We start from the raw sequence: 22,132 nt of genomic DNA, 5'->3' as shown, positions 1-22,132 counted from the left end.
AGAACGCCCGCCCGCTCAGCCGGTGGCGCGCCGGTAGGCCAGGGTGGCGCGCAGGCGGCCCTGTTTGGGCGGCTGGACGTTGGCGAGGGTGATGTCGCCGCCGTAGTGGGCGAGCACCCGGTGGTCCATCACGAGGCGCCACAGCGGCGGGACGGCGGCGAGCAGGACCATGGTCGCGTAGCCGGCCGGGAGTTGTGGTGCGTGCGCCGAGCTGCGCAGCGTCTGGTATCGGCGTCCCGGATTGGCGTGGTGGTCGCTGTGCCGCTGCAGATGGAACAGGAAGATGTTGGTGACCAGCCGGTCGCTGTTCCAGCTGTCGCGCGGCGAGCACCTGGCGTACTTGCCGTCGCTGCGGCGGGCTCGCAACAAGCCGTAGTGCTCGACGTAGTTCACCGTCTCCAGCAGCCCGATGCCGATCACGGCCTGCAGCGCGAGCCAGGGCAGGATCTGCCAGCCGAACAGCGCGACCAACGTGCCGAACAGCAGCACGCTCATCGCCCACGCCTGCAGGATGTGATTGTCCACGTCCCACCAGCCGCGGCCCTTGCGCGTGAGCCGCTCCCGCTCGAGCTGGATCGCCGACCGGAAACCGCCGCGCACACTGCGCGGCAGGAACTCCCACAGCGACTCACCGAGTCGGGCGCTGGCCGGATCCTCGGGCGTGGCGACCCGCACATGGTGACCACGATTGTGCTCGACGAAGAAATGCCCGTAAGCCGACTGGGCGAGCGCGATTTTCGCCAGCCAGCGCTCCAGGTGCTCGACCCGGTGCCCGAGCTCGTGCGCGGCATTGATACCGATCCCGCTGACGAAGCCGAGCGTCGCGGCCAGACCGAGCTTGTCGACGATCGTGAGCTCCTCGCCCGCCCACAGATAACACGCGATGCCGAGCCCGAACAGCTGGATCGGTAGGAACAGGTAGGTGCACCAGCGGTAATAGCGGTCGCCGGAGAGCAATTCGTAGTCCTCGTCGCGCGGGTTCGCACCGTCCTCGCCGACGACCCAGTCCAGCACCGGGATCGCGATCAACACGATCACCGGGCCGATCCACCAGAACACGGGCGCGCCGGTGTGCAGCACGAGCTGCGAGGGCAGTAGGGCACACGAGGGAGCGATCAGGCCGAGCATCCACAGTGGGCGCTTACGGTCCTGACCTCGGGGTTGTCGGCGGCTGATCGTCCTGCTTCTTTCAGTGAGATTCCGGCGAGGGGCAACCGTAATCTGTTGTGGCTGCTCAGTATCCACTGCGCGATTGTTGCCTGTGATAGCAGAGTCGCCTGGACGCTGGTTCTTGTTACCAATGTGGAGCGAAAGTGTTCCCAATCGTGACAAGGGGGCTGCCCGAGCACCCGGTCCACCCAGGTCAACTCTGGTGCGCGCCGTGGTGGTCGGCTTGCAGCACGAATTGGTAACTCTCGAACAGCACCGACCTGATCCTTTGGCCAACACTGGGAATACTTCCGTGCGAACGGATTCCACGCGTGCTAGACGTGTCACTGTCGAGCGGGTTAGCGACGGCCGAACTATCAAGGGGTCGTGGTGGAAGAGACCGAACGAAACGTACTGGCGCACGGGTGGTGGCACGCCCTGTCCACGGTGTGCCGCATGCCGGTGCCGCCCCATGAGACGCTGCGCCTGCTGGTCAGCCTGGTCGGGGAGATGGCGACGGGACTGCACGCCGATCCGTTCGACGCGAGCGTTGCCGCGGATGCGGGTGCCGCGCTGGTGGCGGCCGGGGTGCTGGGTTCGGAGGTGCCGGTCGCGTCCGCGAAGGTGCTGTACCGGTTGGGTGCGCAGCATTCCGACTGTGGCTACCGGCTCTCCGCGCTGCTCGCGGCGTTCGGCCAGGGTTACGGCGCGGAGCTGCATCGGCAGTTCTTCCTCGAGCGGCAATCGGTCGAACAGGCGCGGGAGGAAGCCCGCCGCGCGGCCGACGACAGATTTCGGGTCGTCTTCGACAATGCGGCGGTCGCGATAGCGATCGTGGATACCGATTTCACCCTGCTCGACGCCAATCGCGGCCTGACCGACATGCTCGGCATGCCGGTCGATGAACTGCGTGGCGCGTCGGTCTACGACTTCGCGCACCCGGACGACCGGGACTACATCCGCACCCTGGTGTACGGGGAACTGGTGCCGAACGGGAAGGGCACCGTGAAGCTGGAACAACGCCTCGTGCGCGCCGACGGCAGCTACGGGTGGGCCGCGTTCGCCATCACCTTCGTCAAGGGCGTGGGCAGGCAGGACGACTATCTGCTCGCGGTGGGGGAGGACGTGACCGAGCAGCATCGGCTGCGCGACGAGCTACATCGGCAGGCTCGGCATGATCTGCTCACCGGCTTGCCGAACCGGCGGCATCTGCTGGAGCGGGTGGAGGCGATGATCGCCACGGCGGACATCGATGCTCGGGTCGGGTTGTGTTTCATCGACATCGACGGATTCAAGGACGTCAACGATCGGTACGGGCACGGGACCGGTGATCAGGTGCTGGCGGCGGTGGCGTCGCGGCTCCAGGAGAGCGTGCTCGATTTCCGGTGTCCGGTCGCGCGCATCGGTGGTGACGAGTTCGTCGCGGTCATTCCGCCGCCGGCCGACCATTCTGAGGTGACCGCCGTGGCGACCAGTCTGCAATCGGCGCTCGTCGATCCGTTCTCCATCGGAGCGCTGCGATTGCGGATGTCGGCCAGTATCGGTGCGGTGCTGATGGCGGTGGTCGGTACTCAGGCCGAGGCCTTGCTCGATGCCGCGGATACCGCGCTTTATCGGGCCAAGGCGGATGGGAAGGATCGCTGGGTGTTGCATACCCTCGAATCGCAGGTGGCGCCGTCGTCCGTTGTCCGGCGATAGCGCTCACGCCATTTCCGGTCGCCATTGTTTCGTGGGCAATAACCGCGTTCGGCGACGCGCTCTGCTCGTCGCGCAGGGGCTGGTCGATACGCAAATCGCGCGCAGCAGAATGTGTTCGGTGTGCATCGCGGCGACGGCGTCGAACGCTTCCAGCGAAACTGTTCGTCGGCTGCGGTATCGCGGTCGGTCAGTGGAGACTCGCGGCACCCGCGTACTGATGACCGGTGGCGTTTGCCGGAACGCGTCGTGGAAATCGTTTCGGCGGTAAGCGATCCCGCCGGAGATTTCGCGGGATACGGCTGGGAATGGGCCCCGATTTCGCGGCACCAACCCTGAGCAAGGGGTGTGAACTGGGCGTTTGATTTTCGGTGAGGCTTTTGTGCGGACATCCCGATGTCACCCCGATCGCCGGGGTGACCTGGCCGTTTCGCGAGGCACCCTTAGCGATGTACATCGTTGGTTCAGGGTGCCGTTTGATCTCAGCTGCCATTGAAGGTCGAGGAGGACAATGAGTACGTCCAGGGTCATCACGACAACACTGCGTCTCTCACAATCCGCCAGTCGCAGGCTGGCCGCACGCGCCGCACGCGAGGGTACTACTTCTACCGCATTGCTAGACCGCCTCATCCGGGAGGGTGTCGATCAGCTCGACCATCCCGGCATTGTTTTCCGCGGGCCGATGAACGATCGCCGCGCCGCGTTGGTCGCGGGCCCCGATGTCTGGGAAGTCGTTGCCCGCCTGCAGGAATTGGATGGGCCGGTAGAGCGGCGCATCGAAGTGTTGAGCGCGAAGTCGAGCCTGCATACCGGCAAGATCAAAATCGCCATTGCCTACGCCCGTGATCACGGCAGCGAAATCATCGAGCGGATCGGGCGCAATCGTGCAGCGGTGGAAGCGATTCGCCACCCGGCGGCCGCACGGGTACCTGTCGTCGAACGGGACCACCTCACGCTGGTCGCTCCGTTGCGCGAGTAATACGACCGAATTGTCCGGTGCGCTAGTCGAATTGTCCGTTGTAGTGGCTGTTCACATCTCTGGGGAGCGAATGTGTACACCGCCGCACCCTGTGCACAACCCGCCCGGTCCGCGGGCGACCACCCAGTGCGTCAGCCCGGGTGCCGTCCGCGGCCTGATCGGGGTCGGCGGCTCCAGTTGGGCGGCAAGCAGATTCGGGGCAACGCCACAACTGTCACGAATCGGACTGGTAGCAACCGCCCGCACACTGTGATCCACAGCACTGGGATAGATTGTGGACAACCGGCGTTCCTTGTGGATGAAGCGTTTGCCACCCAAGGGATTTCGAGTAAGCATGGGCCATGCCTATCGACTATGACTCCTCGTCAACCAACCCATCCCGCCGTTCATCGGTATCGAGCAGTGCGGCAGTACCGCAGCTTTCACTCTCGGCTGGTGGTATGGCCAGTGGTATGGTGAGAAGTATGGCGACACGGAAAATCACCCTCACGGTCGATGAGGCGGTGCTTGCCGATCTCCAGCAGGGCGCCGCCGAAGCCGGGATGCAGCTGTCGCCGTATTTTGCGCGTTGTGCCCACCGGTGGATGCTCTATCAGGACGCCATCCGCTCGGCGGCTCGCGATCGCAGCCTCGGCAGGTATGACGTCGCGGTAGCCGAGGCGGAGCTCGCCGATCAGCACGCGGCCGAAGTCGACGCCGAGACGCGTCGCGGTCCGCGCGCATGAGGCGGGGTGAGGTCTATCAGTTCGAGCGTGACCGGCCGTCGCGGGAAGATGATCCGCGCACGCCCTACCGCGTGATCGTCTCAGCGGACTATCGCCTGCCCGACGAGCGGGTCCGCGTGCTGACCGCTCCCGTGGAGCGCCTGGATCCGCAATCCATGGTCGCGGTTCGGCTCGGCAGTGCCGACCCGATCGCGGGGTGGGTCAGGGTCGACCTGATCTCCAGCACCTATCGGCCATGGTTATCCGGACCGCACGGTGAGCTGAGTGCGGAGACCATGGAGAGTGTGTCGTCCAAGCTGCGCATCGAACTCGATCTCTGAGCGTGGCCGGCGACCGGCGCGGTCGTCGGCGCGGCCCGTTACCATCGCCGGCATGGTGTTGCGGAGTGGTGTGCGGAAACGACTAGGGCTCGGGCTGCCGGTGGCGGTGTTGCCCGCGCTGGTCGCGACGGGATTGATGGCGCCGCAGGCGGGGGCGGAGGAGCGGGTGCCTGCCGACCAGCGCGAGGCGATGGGGTCGGCGGCGGGGACCGAGGGATTGGAACCCGGCCTCGCGGTGGCTTACACACTGGCGGAGAACGAGGCGCACGCACAAGGCGTGCCGTTGTCGATCACGTCCGGTTATCGCACACCCGATGAGCAGCAGCAGTTGTGGGACGACGGCTTGGCGACCTATGGCGGACCCGACGCGGCCCGCCGCTGGGTGCTGCCACCCGAGGAGTCGACCCACGTCTCGGGTCACGCGGTCGACGTCGGCCCGCTCGCCGGAGCACAGTGGTTGGAAGCCAACGGAAACCACTGGGGCCTCTGCCGCATGTACGACAACGAATGGTGGCATTTCGAACTGGCCACCACCCCCGGCCGCCCCTGCCCGCCGATGCGCCCGGACGCCAGTACTCGCTAGCCGCCGAGGCGGGTTACGCCCGCGCGGTGCGTGGGCTGTCAAACTTCGGGGATGAACGATTCGGTGCGGCGCCGTGGGCGCCCGGCCCGGCTGTCGCGGGATGCGATCCTGCTGGTTGCGGAGGAGATCGTGGACTCCGGGGGGATCGATGCGTTGACCATGCGTGCGGTTGCGCAGCGACTGTCCAGTTCGCCGATGGCGATTTATCGGCATGTCCGTGACAAGGATGAGCTGCTACTGCTCTTGCTGGACCGGGTGGCGGCCACGCTGAAGCGGCCCGAATTGCCGGATGATCCTCGGCAGCGGCTGGTGGTGCTGTGGCGGTTTCTGCACGACGAGTTGGCGGCGCATCCGTGGGTGGTGGGGGTGTTGGCGAGCGGCAACCTGGTCGGTCGGTCGATTCTGTGGTTGCTCGAGGAGTTGTTGCAGGCGTTTGTCGCCTGCGGGCTGACCGCGGAGCAGGCGGGCGCTGCCTACCGGGCGGTGTGGCAATACACCGTCGGCGTGCTGACGATCCGAATTGCGATGACGCGCACCGGTTCCGATCCGGATCGCGTGAGCTTCCAGACCGCGATGATCGACGCCGCGGATCCGGGGGAGACCCCGGCGGTCGCCGCGCTCGCCACCGCGTGGCCGCATGCGTGGGACAACTACGATTTCGGGCTCAACGCACTGCTGGACGGGCTGATTCCGCGCTCTTGACAGGCCTCCCGCTTTTTTGTGTACTAATAAACAAAAGAGCGAGGAGGTTGTCATGATCGACGCCGATGTTGTCGTGATCGGTTCGGGCGCAGCGGGTTTGGCGGCTGCACTGGCCGCTGCCGACGGCGGCGCGGAGGTGGTCGTGCTGGAGGCGTCGCCGCGGTGGGGTGGCTCGACCGCGGTCTCCGGTGGACAGGTGTGGGCCCCGGCGAACCATCGGATGGACGAGTCCGACTCCCCCGACGAAGCGCTCACCTACTGCCGTGCCGCCGCACCCGGACGCGACGACGCCATGGTGGAGACCTTCCTGCGAACGGTGCCCGAGGTGGTGCGTTTTCTGGAGGAGCACTCGCCGATCCGCTTCGCCCCGGCTCCGGCCTACCCGGACACCTTCGCCGAGCTGCCCGGCGGCAAGACCGCGCGTCACGTCGAGGTCCGTCCGCTGACCGTGGGCGACCTGGGTGACCTGAACGAACTCGTCTGGCCCGCACCGTTTTTCGCCCCGGTGCTGACCAATCAGGAAGTGCTGGAGCATCACCTGTTCGCCGGTGGCACGCCGCCGATGGAACTGATCGCCCAACGCATGGCCGCCGGGACGGTCACGCTCGGCGCCGGGCTCGTGGTCGGGCTGTTGCACGGTTGCCGCAGGGCGGGCGTGCGCCTGATCCGCGAGTGCCGGGCAACGGAACTGACGCGCGACGAGCACGGCCGGGTCGATGGCGTGCACATCGACCACGCGGACCGCACCGTTCGCGCGAGTCGTGGGGTGGTGCTCGCCAGTGGCGGTTTCGAGCATGACCCGATGCTGCGGACGCAGCTGTTGTCCGGGCCGCTCACGCACCCGGTGACGCCGCCGATCCAGCACGGCGACGCGCTGCGAATGGCCGGACAGGTCGGCGCCACGCTGGCCTATACCGGCGAGTACTGGTCCTGGCCCGCCTGCCAGGCGCCGGATCGGAGCTGGCCCGATCCCGCCGCCACGCCGCAGCCGCAGCTGACCCTGCCGGAACGGTCGCTGCCCCATGTGTTGTGGGTGAACACCGCGGGCCGCCGCTTCGTCAACGAGGCGAGTCACAACTGTGCGAGCGCCTTCGCCGAACTCGACCCCAACACTCACCGACCACGCAACTTGCCCGCCTGGGCCATCGGCGACGCGCGGTTCCGCGCCAAATACTCGGTCGCGGGCATCCCCGCCGGTGCGCCCGCGCCGGACTGGCTGATCCGCGCCGACAGCCTCGCCGAACTCGCCGAGCGCATCGATATCGACCCGGCGGCGTTGGCGCACACCGTCACTCGCTTCAACACGATGGCCGAGGCCGGGCGCGACGACGACTTCCACCGCGGCCGTACCCGATACGAGCACGCGTTCGGCGACCCGACCGCGGCCCATCCGAATCTCGGACCGGTAAGCGAGCCACCGTTTTTCGCGGTTCCCGTGTACCCCGGCGCGGTCGGCACCAAGGGCGGCCCGCGCACCGACAACCGCGCGCGCGTCCTCGACTGGTCCAACCGGCCGATCCCCGGTCTCTACGCCGCGGGCAACGCGGCGGCGGCGGTGTTCGGACCCGGCACCATCGCGGGCGGCCTGACCATCGCCTCCGCGCTCACCTGGGGCTGGCTCGCGGGGCGCGACCTTGTGACGGTGCACTGACCGGCCTGGGTTACTGCTGGCCAGATCATCGCGGCCCTGCTCGAGCTCGGCCACGGCCTGCGCTGACCTGCTGATCTCTCGCCGGGCCGAAGATGTCCTGGCACTGGCACTGGCACTGGCACTGGCACTGGCACTGGCACTGGCACTGGTGTGACCGGTGACCGGCTAGTCGGCGACGGCGTCCACTCGGCCGGAACCGGCAGGTGCCCCTGTCTGCCCGAGCACAGGCCGCGATTCAAAATCTAGCAACGCTAGACAAGCTAGTCACGGAATGTTACCTTTGCTCCAGTTTCTAGCGACGCTAGAATTTGGAAAGGGAAGCCGAAATGCTCATTGTCACCGGCCAGATCATTGCCGTAGTCGCCGTTCTCGCCAATGCCGTGGTCTATGGCACCGACGTCTGCGGGGCGGTGATCATGCGGTCGGTTTACCGCAAGCTCGATGATGCGACCGTGACCGTGAGTGCGGGATGGGGTCACTACTACGGCGACAAGCGCATGCCGGTGGTCGGTGCGGGCGGCATCATCGCCGCGGTGCTCACGCTGCTGATCGCGATGCTGGCCGGGCAGACCGGCGCCGCGGTCGCGGCGGGCATCACGGTGGCGGCGCTGCTGACCTGGCTCGCCCTGTACGTCCGCATCGCCAAGCCCATCAACTCCCAGCAGACCGCCGCCGCGCAGAGCGGCATCATCCCGCCCGATGCCCGTGCGCTGCAGGACAAGTGGGACAGCCTGCTGAAGTACCGGGTCCCCCTGCAGTTCATCGCCGTCGCCGGACTGTGCGCCGCGCTGGTTCTGTTCTGATCCCAAAGCGCTTCCCGCACCCGGCAAACCTCCGGCTGATCGCCGGGCACACCCGATATCGAATCGAGGAGTAACCGAGATGACCTTCACCACCAATGAACAGCAGTTCCTCGCGGAGGCCGGGATCGGACGGCTGGCCACGGTGTCGCCCGACGGCGTGGTGCAGAACAACCCGACCAGCTATCGGGTGAACACCGACGGCACGATCGACATCGGCGGCATGCGGATGCGGGCCAGCCGAAAGTTCTGCAACGTCGAGGCGGGCAGCCGAGTGTCGTTCGTCATCGACCAACAGGTTTCGCTGGACCCCTACGTGATTCGCGGCATCGAGGTCCGCGGCACGGCCGAGGCACTCGACGACGAGGAGCCGCCGTTCCCACCCCAGGAACGCGCCGTCATCCGCATCCATCCCGAACGGATAATCTCCTGGGGCATCGACGGCGGCTCTTTCGACTTCACCAGCCGGACCGCCGAGTAATCGGCCGATTCGCCAGGGCCTGTCGCAATGTCCCATCCGGACTTTGCGACAGGCCTCAGCCGACCGTTGTCAGCTCGATCCCACCTTCGATCGTGGAGTGCACACGGCGGCGGTTGGGGGAGCCGAGGGCGGCGGTGAGGTCGGTGCCGTCGTGTTCGGCGAGCAGGTCGCCGCTGTCCCACACGAGCAGGGTTGCGCTGACGGTGTTCTCGGCGGCGGCGTGCGCGAGGTCGTAGTGGGCGCAGCCGGGGACGTGCGGGTAGGTGATCCACAGGTCGTAGCCGGTCATGAACAGGTCGAGGTCGAATTGCACGCTGAGCCCGAGCAATTCGCTGCGGCCGTTGTCGTCGACACCGGCGAACGCCTCGTCCAGCGCGAGCAGGCGCGGGGCCTGCGGGTCGGCCGAGTCGAGCATGACGTGGGCGGCGGCGAACAGCGGCAGGTGCAGCGAGACGGACTGCTCGCCGCCGGAGAGCGCGCTGTGCCTGGCCACGGTGAGCTTGTCCTCGCTGCCGTCGGCGGAGATGAGGGTGAACGAGAACACCCGCCAGGTGCGGTAATCCAGGGTGGCCGCGAGGATTTCCGGGTAAGAACGCTCCGGGTGTGCCGCCCGCGCCGCCCGGATCTCGGAGGCGAAATGCGCACGGATGGTGGCGAGTTCGTCCGCGCCGAGCGCCGATGCGTCGCGGTCGAGCAGCTTGCACATGGCCCGCGCCGGATCGGAGAGCGTGTCGGCGAGCACCCAGTGCACGCCGATGGTGTTGCCGGAAGACATCCGCCGCTGCTTCATCTCCGCGCCCATCCTGGCGATGAGATCGCGGGCGTCGCTGGTGCGTTCGTAGATCTGCTGGGCCAGCCCGGTCAGCAGCGCGTCCTCCAGGATGCGGCGCTCGGCGTCGGTGAGCAGCAGCTCCTGGTCCTTGCGCGCACTGTCGATGCGGGCGGCGAAGTCGGCGAGCGCCGACATGCCGTCGTCGTCCTGCACCTGCACCACGGTCAACCCGTCCGCGGCGTCCCACTGGAGCCGGTAGTCGCGCCCGGACCCGGCGAGCGCGGCATCGAACTCTTGCAACGCCGCCGTCACCGCGCTGCGGGTGGACTTGCGCGTCGCCTCGCTGGCCCGCACCGAAGCTGTTGCGGTGGTGAGGCTTTCGAAGAGTTCGGCGACCTCGTCCGGCAGCACCTGCGGTTCGACCTCGGGCCCTGCCTGGGAAATCCGGTACAGCAACTGTTCCGGTGTGGACCAGGCGGCCTCGCTGCTCGGCCAGCGGCCCTCGGAGGTGGCGCCGAGCAGTCGGAGCAGATCCGGGCGGGCATACGGGGCAAGGGCTTTCACGTCGGCGAGCACCTCGTTGAGCGCGGTGCCCAGTGATTCGTGCGCGGTCCGATAGGCGGCCTCCGCGTCGCCGATCGCCTCGATCGCTTCGTTGGCGGCCTTGCGCGCGGCCTTCTGCTCGGCCTTGGTCGCCTCGATCTTCGCGCGGGCTCGCTCGAGTTCCTGATCGATGTCGGCGGCGCCCGCACCGAGGGCCTCGCGCAAAGTTTCGAGTTTGCGCAGCTGCTCCTGGTAGCCGGACTTGGCCGCCTCGGCCTCCTCAGCGAACGCCTCGGCCAGGTCCTTGGCCTCGTCGTGGCGGTCGCTGCCCTCGCGCTCGCGCTCGCGTTCCCGCTCGTGTTCGGTGCGCAGCCGCAGCAGCCCGGTGCCGGTGTTCTCGAAATGCCGGATGGCGGCGGCCAAGGCGTCGAGTTCGCGCGGATCGCGCGGGGTCCGGTGTTTCGTCGCGGCCGCGCGCAGCTTCTTCTCGACCGCGGTGGCTTCGGCGACGGCCTGATCGAGATCGCGCTCGGCCTGGGCGGCCGCCTCGGAGCGGGAGCGCATCATGCCCGCCGTCTCGGAGACCGCGCGCAGCGCGGTGGCAACCGCCGTGGCCCGCGGCAACGCCTTGGCGGCGGCCGAGATTCGCGCGAGTTCGGCGTTGGCGTCGGCCTCTTGGTCCTGTGCGGCCCGCAGAGCTTCGTCGGCCGCCTCGAGCGCCGCGGCGAGCTCGGTGAGCCGCAGTTCCCGGCGCCGGGCCCGGGCGGTGGCGCCGATGAACTCGGCGTCGGCCTTGTGATGCCTGCCTACCTGGACACCCTGCCGGAAGCCGCCTGCCGTACTCACCGCGATACCGGTGGTCGGATCACCCTTGCCCTCGTGCAGGGCGATGGAGGCGAGCACATCGGCGACGGCCTGCCTGGGCACCGTCAGCTCACTCGAATCCTCCTCGACGACAAGGACATCGGCGAGGGTGCGGCCCTTCGGCCGTTCCTTGGCGGGCAGCGGGACGAGGAACTGATCCGAATCGTACTTCGCGGGCGGCTCCGCGCAGATCCAGCCGTCGAGCAGGTCCGCGGCGTGCAGCGCGGCCTCGATGCCCGCGGCTGCCTGCGGCGCGACGTCGTCGGCGAAGCGAACCAGCCGCCACAGCGGAGCGCCCGGCCGATCGTCGGTGTCCCTGACCCGCGCGGCGAAAGCCGGTGGCGCGTCGTCGCTTTGCGCGGCGACCCGGTCCCGCTCGGCGGTCAACTCGGCGATCTGCTCGCGCGCGATCACCGCGCGCCCGCGCGCTTCTTGCCGCTCGTTGCGGATCTCGTCGATCAGCGTCTCGGTGCGCTCGGCGAGTACCTCCGCGACCGTCGCCTCCTCGGAACCGGCTTGCGCCAGTGCGGTATCCAAGGCCTCGAACAATCCGTTGCCGAGCGGGGCATACACCTCGCGGTGCTCGTCCCACCACTTACGCAGTGCCGCAGCGGCTTCGGTGCGGGCCAGCACCACCGCCGCCTCGGCGTGCGCGACCTCGGCGGCGGCCGCCTCGCTCAGCTCGCGTGCGCGTTCGGCGAGCCGCTCGGCCCTGGTGCGTTCGGCGGCCGCGGTCTCCATGACCCCGAGGGCCTGCCGCACCGCGCGTACATCGGCATCGCGTTCCTCGGCGTGGCCGCGGACCGTCGCGGTGAGCTGCTCGGCCCGGGCCGTCTCCGACAGTGCCGTCCAGTTGATGCCGGCTTCCTCGGCAGCGGAGCGCAATTCGTCCTCGCCGCGAGCCAGCGCCGCGGCGGCGGTGCGCACGGCGGCGCGTGCCCGTTCGGCCTCCTGCGCCCGCTGGTCGAGGGTCTGGCGCGCCTTGAGGGCCTTGTCCCCGTGCACGCTGGCCGAGGTCTCCAGCCTGCGGACCGCGTCGGCGAGATCGTCGAGCTGCTGCTTGCCCTCGTACGCGCTGGAGCGCTGCAGGTTCTCCCGGTCGCCGAGCGCCTGCTCATAGGCGCGGTCGGCGTCCTCGGCGCGGGTCTCGGCGGTGGCGCGTTCGGCCTCGCGGCGCTCGCGCAGCGCGGTCGCGGCGAACAGCGCGGTGCTCGCGTGGGTGACCGCGTCGAGCCGGGTGCGTAACTGGTCGACGTCCGTCTTGGCCTGCACCGCAAGATATTTGCGGTAGACGTCGACGAAGGCGCGGGTGGCGCTGTCGGCGTGCACCAGCCCCTCCAGGGTGCGGCCGACCTCCTCCATGTCGCTGAACGAGCGGGCCGCGTCCAGGATCAGCTGCTCGTCGAGCGGGCGCAGGCCGTCGGTGAGGGCCTGCGAAAGTCCGCGCGGGTCCAGGTTTTTCGCCAGCTGCGGGCGGCGCAGCGTGAGGATGAGGTTGATCAGCTGGTCGTAGCGCTGCGTGCCGAGCCCGAACATCCTGGCGTCGATGGCATTGCGGTACTCGACGGGACGATCGACGATGGCGTCGGTGCCGATCTGCTCGGCCAGCTGCTTGCGGGTGAACGGCCGGTCGTCCGGTCCGATCAGCGAGAAGTCCACGCCGACCCGGCCGTCGGCCACGAAGTACCAGCGGGTCACCTTGTCCGAGGAGCGGGTGGCCCGCATGCCGATGCCGACGGTCACCGCCTCCGGGTCGTCCCAGTCGCCGCGCGCGAACTCCATCCATACATAGGAGTAGGCCGACTCCTGCTTGCGGTACAACAGGTTCGACTTCATCGTGCGCTCTTCACCGGCGAACGGGTTGAGCCTGCGCGGCTCGATCCGCCCGTCGAGCACGAACGGGAACAGCACCTCGAGCGCCTTGGTCTTGCCGGACCCGTTGGGGCCGCGCAGCACCAATCTGCCGTCGGCGAAGCAGAATTCCTGGTCGCGGTAGTCCCACAGGTTGACGATTCCGGCGCGGGTCGGGATGAACCGCACTCCGCCGTGAATGAGCGACATCGCCTCAGTTCCCTTCCGTGCCAGTGCTGTCGGACCCATAGGTATCGGCCGCGGTGACGAACAGTTCCTCGGTGCGCTTGGTACGCACGGTGACGACGGCGCCGCGATAGCGCGCCAGGGCGGGCAACACCAGCAGCCCGTCCTCGACCGTCTGCACCAGGCGCAGCCGTTCGAGCAGTGCCACCACCTCGGTGGTCAGGCCGGGCACATCGGCCTGCCACTGCGCGGCGAAGGTGGCGCCGTACCGATCGGCGAGCGCCTGCACGGTCTCGCGCACCCACGCCGACTCGATCACCGGATACGTTGTCTCGACCGGATCTTCGGTCGCCTCGTCGGTATCGAACGCCGAATCCGACTGCGCCGAAAAGTCATCGAGCGCGCGCAACTCGGCCAGCGGGGCGAAGACCGTCGATTCCGGGATCGCGCCGTCCAGCTGCACCGCGAGCGCCTCGCCCGGATCCGGTGCGCCGGGCCGCTGTTCGAGCGGATTGTCCAGGTCGAGCACCCGGTCCGCGATCTCACCGGCCAGCAGCAGCCCCACCTGCGCCAACGTTCCGGTGCTCGGGAATCGGATATCGGAGAGCCGCCCGGAGATATCGATCAGCGCGACCCCCTCCGCCCGGCGTTCGGCCCGCAGCCCGGTGAACAGCTCGACATCGGCGACGATCCGATCCTGCCCGAGCACCGGCCGTTCCGCGGGGTCGAGGTCGTCGAGGTACACCACCGGCCGCTCGACCAGCGCCCGGCGCACCCGCCGGGCGAGGTCGGCGGCGGTCGGCGCGTGCGCGGGACCGCTTGCGCCCGCGGCTTCTTCGGTGAGCAGCCCGCGCACGCTGTGCAGATGTTGCAGCGCGCGCGGCGGCCGGAACAGCGCGAACACCACCGGGCGGTCGATGTCGTAGAGCGCTTCGCCCGCCTCCGGATCGCTGGCCCAGCCGCCCGCGTCACCGTCGGCGAGGGTGAGCGCGCCGCGATGGGTCAGCCAGCCGATCGCGTCGACGAAGGCGTCCCGGTCCGCCGCGCGATCGGTGGACAGCTCCAGTCCCTCCACCCGGCCCGCGTACGCGGCGACCTGATCGGCCAACTCCGACAACGTGGTCTGGTCGCCGGCCCGGCCGAGCGCGGCGATGGACAGCGCGAGGTAGGCGTAGCGGCGTCGATCGAACAGGCGGTCGGCGGGCGTGCGGGCGGGCTTGCCCGCGTCCAGCCGGTCGATGATGGGAAACACCCGGGCAGTGGTCTCGGTGACCTCCAACCGGTAGCCGAACAGCTCGGCCAGGTCCTCGCGCAGCTCGGTGGCCCACCGGCGGATCAGCGGCAGCGCGATCCGATCCGGATAGGTCCTGGTCACCAGGTGATTGGCGAGAATCACCCTGGCCGCGCGCTGATAGTTGTCCAGCGCAAGGGAATCGATCTTGCGTCCGTGCATCATCCGCACCACCCCTGGCCGGGCGTCAGGGCCTGTCTCATCGAGCCTCCTTGGCGCCGCGCGGCCGGGTCTTGGTGGTCTGGCGCACCTCGAGCCTGCGATTGTTCAGATGCAGCAACCCGTGCGCGGTCTGCACCACGGTAGAGCCGTCGTGCTCCGACACCGTCAGCGTGACCCCGCTGTCGGATCCGGTGGTCCCGGCGACCCGGCCGCTCACCGGCACCCACGCGGTGGACGCCGCGTCGAGCAGTCGCAACAGCACCTCGGTCTCGCGTTCGTCGAGCACCCGCTCGTGCACGTCGGCGGCGGCCAGCGATTTGGCCGCGTCGGCCCGCGCCCGTTGCGCGTCCAACTGCGCCTCGCGCAACCGCCGAATGCCCGCGTCGTTGCGATGGATTCGCGCGGGCGCGCCGGCCGACGGGGGTCGGCCGGTTTCGGCCAGCGTGCGCGAGATCTCCAAAGGTGGCGCCTCCCACCAGGACCGCTGCGCGGGGATGAGGTCCGCATCCGGATGCTCCATGGCCAGGTGGCGCGGCCTGCCGAGGCCGAACACCGCGTCGAAGAGCGCGTGCGCGCTGTCCGCGCTCGGCGCCGCCGTGAACCAGCCCGCCAGATGCCGCAGCGCCGACTCCCGGCTCACCCCGCCGCGCCGCGTCTCGGTGACCCGGCGCAGCAGCGAGAGCACGGCGGCGATGGCGCTCATCGTCGCCTCGCGCAACCGTTCCGCCTCGGTGGTGCCCGCGTGCTCGCCGGAGCCGGACGCGACGAACCAGGTCCGCAGCCCGTCCCAGCGCGCGTGCCAATCGGCCTGCCGCTCCGCGAAACTCAGCAGCACCCGCTCGTCGCAGCCTGCGGCGCGCTCGATCAGCTCCTCGACACCGGTCTCCTCGATCTCGGCGATCGCGCCCGCCAGCCGCGGCGTGAATCGGGCCAGGTCCAGGCTGAATTCGCGCATGTGCGCGAGCAGTGCGTCCTTGTGCGCCAGAAAGGATTCCGGGGTGATCTCGGTGGTACGCACGAGGTCGCCGAGGGAGAGATAGAAGTGCGCGGCGCGGGCCGCCATATCGGTCAACGCGGCGTCGAGGCGGCGCAGCGTGCGGTAGACCCGCTCGGCGTCGCCCTCGCGATTGGCCGCGGCCAGGGTGTGCAGATCGGCGAGCAACTCCGGCAGCACCAGCCGGGACAGCGATGCCTCGTCGAGCCGGGCGTTCAGCACTCCCGCGACCGCGCGGTAAGCCTGGAACCCGGCCTGGGAGAACTGATAGACGAAGTGCCGGTTCCGGTATTCGGCCAGGGTGGCGGCGCGGGTGCCGTCGTAACTGCGTTCCAGCACACCCCACTGGTGGAGTTGATCGAGCAGCGGGCCGATTTCGGCGGCGGTGAGCCGGGGCGCGTTCGGGCGGGCGCCGCGCTCGGTGGACCAGACGGCGGCGCTGGCGGGACCATCGTCGGACTGAGCCGGGTTGTCGGACTGAGCTGAGGTATCGGACGGCGCCGTGTTGTCGGGCAGTGCTGTGTGATGAGCGGGCGCTGTGTCATCGGACGGCGCTGTGTCATGAGCGGGCCCCGTGTCATGAGAGGGCGCTGTGCGGCCGGATCTACCGGCCGACTTGTCCTCTATATGTTGCTGGCTCTCGACGTCAGGCGCGGGTTCCGATTCGCGCAGGTCGGGGGTGCGCAGGTGGTGTCCGTTGCGTTCGATCCACTCCGCCACATCGTCGGCGTGCAGCAACACCACGTAGGCGGCGCGGGCGCTGTCGAAAGCGCGCAGCACCCACAGATAGTCGGCGCGGCGCTCGGCGGTGGCGAAGGAGAACAGCCGCAGCCGGTCGTCCCATAAGACGGAGGCGATGGCTGAGCCGTCGACGGAGTCGGTCACCGGGAACAGGGTAGTAGCGGGCCGGTCGCCGACAACGCGAACGTACCCAGTTCGGCGTGGCCGTGTCCCGTTTGCCGGATGTTCGCCGTTGAATCGGGCTGTGTCGGTTCGAAACCGATCACTCGGTCGAGAGGGCGCGCAGCTGGTCGAAGTACACGCGGGTGCGCGGATCGCCGGGGTATCGGGCGATGATTTCGCGCGCCGCCTCGCCCGCGATCCACATGAGCGAGGGCAGTGAACGGCGTTTACCCGCGAACGCGCGCAGTCCCTCGTCGACGGCGAGTTCCAGATCGCGGTTGCGCACGGCGACCACCGCGAGGGTGAGATGCGCCTCGGACACCCGCATCGGATTGCGGACCGTGCCGTCGGCTCTGGTCGCGTTGCGGATGACCTCGTTGGCGTAGCTCTCGGCGCGCCGGTCCTCGCCCGCGACGCGGCAGCAGTCCATCGCGTAGAAGTCGAACTTCTGTGGATCGACCACGAAATGGTTGTCCAGATTGATCGGATGGTCGAGTCGCTCCAAAATTGCTCGACCCTCGTCGAGGGCCGTCTCGACCTCGTGCCGGTCGCCGAGTCGCGCCCACGCCTTGGCCCGCTGCGCCGCGAGTTGCACACCGACGCCCAGGTTTCGGCTGGCCTCGAGGGCCTGGTCGACCGCGTCGATCGCACCCCGGTAGTTGCCCTGGGTCAGCGCGAACCAGGCCGCCATTTCCGCGCTCCACCCGGTGATTTCGGCGTTTTCGGCCTCTTGGCCGAGCGAGTACGCCGCGCGTCGGGTCGCCTCGGCGGCGGTGCGTCGGCCGAGGTCGTAGTCCACGCAACCCACCAGCAACGCAACCCATCCCGCGAGCACCAGGATGTCGCGGTGCTGCGCCAAAGTCAGTCGACCGTCCAGCAGTGAGGTAATTCTCCGCAACCACCCGGTGCCCTCGGCGTGCAGCTCGTGCGGATCGGCGTAGGAGTACTCGCAGCAGAGGCGTTCCGCGGTGATGCGGATGGCATCGAGGGTGGCGGGCGAGACGTCCGACATGCGCAGGCGGCCGATGAATTCCAGCGTATCCATGCCCGTTGCCGAGAGCACCTCGTCGTCCCGGTTCGGCCGGGCCTTGGGGAAGAACGCCGCTGTGACGGTGTCGAAAGCGGCGGCGATGATAGGGGCATAGAAATCATCCGGCCGCGACTCGCCCGATTCCCAACGGCGCCAGTTACGCAGCAGTGTACTGTCTGTCGGCAGGTTGTGGGATGACTTGGCGCGCATCACGCGGACGGCATCTGCTTGTGACCACCCCCGCGCATCGCGTTCAGAACGCATCCGGACAGCCCAGACGGGTCGATCGTCTCCAGCGGCCACGTCAGTAGTATCGCACCAGTTAACGCGCGGTGGCCGAGATAGGGCATATAGGTGTCAGTGGGTTGACATCTGCATTCGCAGTTTGGCGTTGTGCATGCTGGACCAAGGGAGCGGAAAGTTTGCCGGACCCATCTTGTTACAGCCAGATGTAATTGCATCTGTCCTTGCAAGGCGCAGTGCCCCACAATGGGGAGATCCACATGAGAACAGCGGTACCCAATCCAACGGAGGTTCGGGTGGAAGCGTTGATCTATGGATACTTGCGTGACGATTTGGCCGACGGCCACAGCGCAGAGCTCGAGGATGCGATGAGCAGCCTCGCCCGCGAGGAAGGGCTCTGCTTCGCCGCAACGTTCCATGAATCGACTTCCGGTGACGGCACGGCGTTTGTCGAGCTGACCCAGGAGCTCAAGCGAGCGGACGCGCACCACGTAGTGGTTCCGTCGCTCGATCACCTTGCCGGCCAGACGATCCCACGGGATATTCTGCTAGCGAAGCTGGCGCGCGAGGCGGCGGCGCAGGTCTGGACCATCGAGACCTGACAGCCACGACGGCACGCCGGACCAGTGGGGTATCGCCCAGCGGGTGGTCCGTCCCGATCGTCGTCGCACTTCCGCGAGCACCCTCGTCGCGGCCACACCGGCTATCAGCGAGGCGAGCAACGCCGCAACATGGTGTTGCCCGAACAGCGGATACACCTGCCAATGCAGCAGATACACGAACAGCGAGCTGTCGGCGAGCACCGCCGCGACGACTGCCAGCAGGGCGGGCACCCGGATCGCGGGCAGCCAGATGAGCAAGAGCAGCCCGGCCATCACCAATCGCTCGCGATCCGGCACGCCGAAATAGCCGGGCACGCAGGCCAACAGGACGGCACTGACCAGCAGTCGCTGCCACGCCGTCGTCGCCTTCGCGGCCGCCCAGCCCATGGCGAAGAACCACACGGCCAGCGGTGAGAACGGCACATCCTTTGCCGGATAGAGACCGAACGGCTGATAGCGCAGCACCAAGGTGAGTGCGAGCAGGCCCATAGCGAACCAGAACGGTTCGCGCCGCTCCAGCGCGTCCACCAGGGGTACCCGCAGCAGCAGCGCGGCGGCCACCATGAAGTAGACCAGCACCTCGATGAACCACAGATGCCCCGCGGTGTCGCTGTCGCGCGGGCCCAGAATCTTGTTGAGCAGCAGCACGTTCTGCCACCCGTAGTAGTCGGTGAACAGCAACGTGATGGCTACCCACGCGGCGGTCGGCACGGCGATCAGCGCGACCGTGCGCAGCACGTGCCGCAACCGTTCGGCACGCGGGGCGGCGGTCACCGCGAAGCGGGCGAAGTTGAATCCGGCCACGCCGAGCAGCACGTGCGCGGCGCCCCACCACACGAACAGGCCGATGTGCGTGCCCGCGATCAGCACGATGGCGGCCGCGCGCAGCAGCGTGCTGGTGTCGACGGTGCGGCCGAACCGCCTGCCGCCGTGCGGGATCCGGTCCAGCTCGGCGACGGTCATGGTCGGCCAGTCGGCCGGGAGCCTGCCGAGCGCGCGTTCCACCCTGGCCGCGGTCGTCACGTAGGTCAGCGAATTGCCGCCGAGGTCGACGAAGGTGCTGTCCGGGTGGATGATCGCCGGGTCGAGGCCGAGCGAGGTCGCGTAGAGCGCGCGGATGCCCCGGTTCTCCGGCGGGGGCGCCGACAACGTGCGAACGGCCGGATAGTCCGGCTTGCCATTGGCCAGTCGCGGCAATTCCTCGACGGCACATACTCGTACGGACGCGGCGGGCAGGCCGGCCAGCTGCGCGGCGGTCTCGGTCGGATCGGTGGCGGGGCTCTCCACGGCGACGACGAGCAGTTCGTCGTCGTCGGTGCAGCAGACGGTGAAACCCGCGGCCGCCAGCCCGGATTCGAGGCGCTGGAGATCGATGCGCAGGCCGAAGATCTTCGCGAACCGGCTGCGGCGGCCGATCACCTGGTAGAGGCCCTCGGGGGTGCGGCGCGCGAGATCGCCGGTGCGCAAAGCGGTTACGGTGCGCCCGAGCGCGAGATCGGCGGGCGACTCGGCGTAACCCAGCATGACGTTGGGTCCGTGATACACCAGTTCGTGCGGCACGGCATCGGTCGGCTGCCCGCCGAGGTCGACCCCGGGCTGATGCCCACCGGTCTCCTCGATCGGTTCCAGGCTGAATTCGCCGCCGGGGATGGGCACCCCGATGCAGTCCGGTCGCTCGGCCGCCAAATCCGGTGGGAGATAGGCCATTCGGGCGGTCGCCTCGGTCTGGCCGTACATCACGAAGAAGTCCCAGCCCGCCTGGGCGCCGAGGCGGGCGTAGTCGCGGACCCGGTCGGGGGCGAGCCTGCCGCCCGCCTGCGTGACATACCGCAGATCGGGCAATGCCATGTGGGCGAAGCCGATTCGGTCCAGCAGGTCGATGGTGTAGGGGACAGCCGCGAAAGACGTTGCGCGATAGGTGCGGAACTCGTCCCAGAACACGTCGTCCAGTACCGACCGCTCGGTGAGCAGCAGGCTCGCGCCGCGCAGCAGATAGCTGTGCACCACCGAGAGTCCGTAGCAGTAGAACATCGGCAGGGTGGTCGCCGCCCGGTCGTCCGGGCCGATGGCCAGGTATTCGGCGATGGCGGCCGCATTGGCCAGGAGGTTCGCCGAGGAGAGCCGGACCAGTTTCGGTGAGCCGGTGGAGCCCGAGGTGCTCAGCAGCAGCGCGAGATCCGGATGCAAGGTGTGCGCGGAGGTCTCGCGCCGGATGTGCGGTCGGCCGTCCGCGATGACCACATCGGGATCGTAGGCACTCAGCAACTCGTCGGTGACTTCCGCGGTGAGCAGCACGACGCAGCCTGCGCTGAGCGCGCCGAGATACCCGACGAGCGAACGCAGATCGTTGCGGGCCGCGAGCGCGACGAGGCGCCGGTTCGGTCCGAGTTCGGTCGCGAAATCCTCGACGAGCGCCGCCAGCTGGGCGTAGGTGACTCGCCGCGCCTCGTCGGTCGCCGTTGCCCGCGCCGCGCCATCCGCCCCGGACGCGCCGGGGCAGAGGACGGCGACCCGCTCGTCGAAACTACGCAGGTGCGCGACGAGCGAGGGAAAGGTCACCCTAAAAAGAATAGGGGGCAGCGGCTTTCCGGCCAACAAGCGGCCCCCTGGTGAACACCAGGCAAACCCAAAATCGTTAGTACTCGGGCGTGTTCAGAGTCCGAAGCTGCCCGGGCCGCGCCTGCGCAGGTACTTCTCGAACTCGGCCGCGATGGCGTCGCCGTCGATCTTGGCCATCGCCTCGTTCACGTCGACCGCCGCGTCGCCGCGTTCCTCCAGGGAGCGCACGTATTCGCTGACCTCGTCGTCGCCCGCGGTCATCTCGTTGACCGCGGTCTCCCATTCCTCGGCCTGCGTGGGCAATTCGCCGAGCGGCACCTCGATGTCGAGCACGTCCTCGACTCGGTGCAGCAGTGCGATGGTGGCCTTCGGGTTCGGCGGCTGCGAAACATAGTGCGGCACGGCGGCCCAGAACGACACCGCGGGCACGCCCGCCTTCACGCACTGATCCTGCAGCACGCCGGTGATGCCGGTCGGTCCCTCGTATCGAGTCTGCTCCAGGTTGAATCGCTCCGCTGCTTCTTTGCTGTAGGCGGACCCGGTGACCGGGACGGGGCGGGTGTGCGGAGTGTCGGCCAGCAGCGCGCCGAGGATGACGACGGTCTGCACGCCGAGCTGTTCGATGAACTCCAGCAGGTCCTCGCAGAAGCTGCGCCAGCGCATATTGGGTTCGATGCCGCGCAGCAGCACGATGTCGCGGTCGCTGCCGGGCGGCGAGCAGACCGAGAGCATGGTGGAGGGCCACTGGATTTCTCTGGTCACGCCGTCCACCTGCCGGACCGTCGGCCGGTTGACCTGGTAGTCGTAGTAGTCCTCGGAGTCGAGTTCGGCTAGCGGCTCGGCGTCCCAGATCAATTCCAGATGCTCTACGGCGCCGCTTGCGGCGTCGCCCGCGTCGTTCCAGCCTTCGAAGGCCGCGACCAGCACCGGTTCCCGCAACGTCGGCAGTTCCGGATCGGGAGTTTCACTGGGGTTCACTCGGTCAGCCTAATGTGTGCGGCGAACTGGCGTGTCGTATGCCGTGGCCGGGCCCGGCGTGTTCGACGG

General features: G+C 68.4%; 17 protein-coding genes. 10 read left to right on the top strand and 7 right to left on the bottom strand.

Annotated features, from left to right (window positions below; genetic code table 11):
• Window positions 1-15: 15 nt before the first annotated feature.
• A complete protein-coding gene (locus tag DMB37_RS06035; RefSeq protein WP_135231847.1) occupies window positions 16-1,128 on the bottom strand; it encodes an alkane 1-monooxygenase in 1,113 nt (370 codons plus the stop codon).
• A gap of 408 nt (window positions 1,129-1,536) precedes the next feature.
• Between DMB37_RS06035 and DMB37_RS06030 the strand changes: the two genes are divergently transcribed.
• The 9 genes from DMB37_RS06030 (at window position 1,537) to DMB37_RS05990 (ending at window position 9,085) form a co-directional block, all read left to right on the top strand.
• On the top strand, window positions 1,537-2,847 hold the full coding sequence (locus DMB37_RS06030) for a sensor domain-containing diguanylate cyclase (RefSeq protein ID WP_240772264.1): 1,311 nt from the start codon (window positions 1,537-1,539) through the stop codon (window positions 2,845-2,847).
• A gap of 679 nt (window positions 2,848-3,526) precedes the next feature.
• On the top strand, window positions 3,527-3,823 hold the full coding sequence (locus DMB37_RS40930; RefSeq protein ID WP_206055199.1) for a hypothetical protein: 297 nt from the start codon (window positions 3,527-3,529) through the stop codon (window positions 3,821-3,823).
• Between the two features lie 464 nt (window positions 3,824-4,287).
• On the top strand, window positions 4,288-4,548 hold the full coding sequence (locus DMB37_RS06020) for a hypothetical protein (protein ID WP_135231846.1): 261 nt from the start codon (window positions 4,288-4,290) through the stop codon (window positions 4,546-4,548).
• Entirely contained in the window at window positions 4,545-4,868 is a 324-nt protein-coding gene (locus DMB37_RS06015; protein ID WP_135231845.1) for a hypothetical protein, read from the top strand. Before DMB37_RS06020 ends, DMB37_RS06015 begins: the two co-directional genes overlap by 4 nt.
• 136 nt (window positions 4,869-5,004) lie before the next feature.
• Window positions 5,005-5,451, top strand: a complete 447-nt coding sequence (locus tag DMB37_RS06010) for a M15 family metallopeptidase (protein WP_370465399.1) — start codon at window positions 5,005-5,007, stop codon at window positions 5,449-5,451.
• A gap of 51 nt (window positions 5,452-5,502) precedes the next feature.
• Complete coding sequence (locus tag DMB37_RS06005) at window positions 5,503-6,153, top strand: TetR/AcrR family transcriptional regulator (RefSeq protein ID WP_135231843.1); 651 nt, start codon at window positions 5,503-5,505, stop codon at window positions 6,151-6,153.
• 52 nt (window positions 6,154-6,205) lie between these two features.
• Entirely contained in the window at window positions 6,206-7,804 is a 1,599-nt protein-coding gene (locus tag DMB37_RS06000) for an FAD-dependent oxidoreductase (protein ID WP_135231842.1), read from the top strand.
• Window positions 7,805-8,130: 326 nt separating this feature from the next.
• A complete protein-coding gene (locus tag DMB37_RS05995) occupies window positions 8,131-8,607 on the top strand; it encodes a DUF1772 domain-containing protein (RefSeq protein ID WP_135231841.1) in 477 nt (158 codons plus the stop codon).
• Between the two features lie 79 nt (window positions 8,608-8,686).
• Window positions 8,687-9,085 (top strand): PPOX class F420-dependent oxidoreductase, encoded by a 399-nt coding sequence (locus DMB37_RS05990; RefSeq protein WP_135231840.1) that lies wholly within the window; start codon window positions 8,687-8,689, stop codon window positions 9,083-9,085.
• 55 nt (window positions 9,086-9,140) lie between these two features.
• On the opposite strand, the gene DMB37_RS05985 is transcribed toward DMB37_RS05990, so the two are convergent.
• The 4 genes from DMB37_RS05985 to DMB37_RS05965 form a co-directional block, all read right to left on the bottom strand.
• On the bottom strand, window positions 9,141-13,325 hold the full coding sequence (locus DMB37_RS05985) for a TIGR02680 family protein (RefSeq protein WP_135231839.1): 4,185 nt from the start codon (window positions 13,323-13,325) through the stop codon (window positions 9,141-9,143).
• A 4-nt stretch (window positions 13,326-13,329) separates the two neighbouring features.
• A complete protein-coding gene (locus DMB37_RS05980; RefSeq protein WP_135237378.1) occupies window positions 13,330-14,754 on the bottom strand; it encodes a TIGR02678 family protein in 1,425 nt (474 codons plus the stop codon).
• Between the two features lie 37 nt (window positions 14,755-14,791).
• A complete protein-coding gene (locus DMB37_RS05975; RefSeq protein ID WP_370465398.1) occupies window positions 14,792-16,579 on the bottom strand; it encodes a TIGR02677 family protein in 1,788 nt (595 codons plus the stop codon).
• A 172-nt stretch (window positions 16,580-16,751) separates the two neighbouring features.
• Window positions 16,752-17,891 carry an XRE family transcriptional regulator gene (locus DMB37_RS05965; protein ID WP_135231838.1) on the bottom strand — a complete coding sequence of 380 codons (1,140 nt, stop codon included), beginning with the start codon at window positions 17,889-17,891 and terminating at the stop codon, window positions 16,752-16,754.
• A 329-nt stretch (window positions 17,892-18,220) separates the two neighbouring features.
• On the opposite strand from DMB37_RS05965, the gene DMB37_RS05960 reads away from it, so the two are divergent.
• Window positions 18,221-18,526 carry a hypothetical protein gene (locus DMB37_RS05960; RefSeq protein WP_107657727.1) on the top strand — a complete coding sequence of 102 codons (306 nt, stop codon included), beginning with the start codon at window positions 18,221-18,223 and terminating at the stop codon, window positions 18,524-18,526.
• Here the strand turns inward: DMB37_RS05960 and DMB37_RS05955 are convergent.
• Together DMB37_RS05955 and DMB37_RS05950 are read right to left on the bottom strand one after the other, a co-directional pair.
• Window positions 18,473-21,085: an AMP-binding protein gene (locus DMB37_RS05955; RefSeq protein WP_135231837.1), complete on the bottom strand. Its 2,613-nt coding sequence runs from the start codon at window positions 21,083-21,085 to the stop codon at window positions 18,473-18,475. The genes DMB37_RS05960 and DMB37_RS05955 overlap by 54 nt on opposite strands.
• A 93-nt stretch (window positions 21,086-21,178) precedes the next feature.
• A complete protein-coding gene (locus DMB37_RS05950) occupies window positions 21,179-22,063 on the bottom strand; it encodes a PAC2 family protein (RefSeq protein ID WP_107657725.1) in 885 nt (294 codons plus the stop codon).
• Between the last annotated feature and the right edge of the window lie 69 nt (window positions 22,064-22,132).

It is taken from the genome of Nocardia sp. CS682 (assembly GCF_004634405.1).
Taxonomy (GTDB): domain Bacteria; phylum Actinomycetota; class Actinomycetes; order Mycobacteriales; family Mycobacteriaceae; genus Nocardia; species Nocardia ninae.
This window is presented reverse-complemented; position numbering and strand designations above follow the sequence as displayed.

Excerpts from the sequence above, each read along its gene's own strand:
- DMB37_RS05995 (WP_135231841.1), top strand. The coding sequence starts at position 8,131 with ATGCTCATTGTCACCGGCCAGATCATTGCCGTAGTCGCCGTTCTCGCC.
- DMB37_RS06035 (WP_135231847.1), bottom strand. The coding sequence starts at position 1,128 with ATGCTCGGCCTGATCGCTCCCTCGTGTGCCCTACTGCCCTCGCAGCTC.
- DMB37_RS06020 (WP_135231846.1), top strand. The coding sequence starts at position 4,288 with ATGGCGACACGGAAAATCACCCTCACGGTCGATGAGGCGGTGCTTGCC.
- DMB37_RS06005 (WP_135231843.1), top strand. The coding sequence starts at position 5,503 with ATGAACGATTCGGTGCGGCGCCGTGGGCGCCCGGCCCGGCTGTCGCGG.
- DMB37_RS40930 (WP_206055199.1), top strand. The coding sequence starts at position 3,527 with ATGAACGATCGCCGCGCCGCGTTGGTCGCGGGCCCCGATGTCTGGGAA.
- DMB37_RS06010 (WP_370465399.1), top strand. The coding sequence starts at position 5,005 with ATGGCGCCGCAGGCGGGGGCGGAGGAGCGGGTGCCTGCCGACCAGCGC.
- DMB37_RS06000 (WP_135231842.1), top strand. The coding sequence starts at position 6,206 with ATGATCGACGCCGATGTTGTCGTGATCGGTTCGGGCGCAGCGGGTTTG.
- DMB37_RS06015 (WP_135231845.1), top strand. The coding sequence starts at position 4,545 with ATGAGGCGGGGTGAGGTCTATCAGTTCGAGCGTGACCGGCCGTCGCGG.
- DMB37_RS05990 (WP_135231840.1), top strand. The coding sequence starts at position 8,687 with ATGACCTTCACCACCAATGAACAGCAGTTCCTCGCGGAGGCCGGGATC.
- DMB37_RS05965 (WP_135231838.1), bottom strand. The coding sequence starts at position 17,891 with ATGCGCGCCAAGTCATCCCACAACCTGCCGACAGACAGTACACTGCTG.
- DMB37_RS05985 (WP_135231839.1), bottom strand. The coding sequence starts at position 13,325 with ATGTCGCTCATTCACGGCGGAGTGCGGTTCATCCCGACCCGCGCCGGA.
- DMB37_RS05980 (WP_135237378.1), bottom strand. The coding sequence starts at position 14,754 with ATGCACGGACGCAAGATCGATTCCCTTGCGCTGGACAACTATCAGCGC.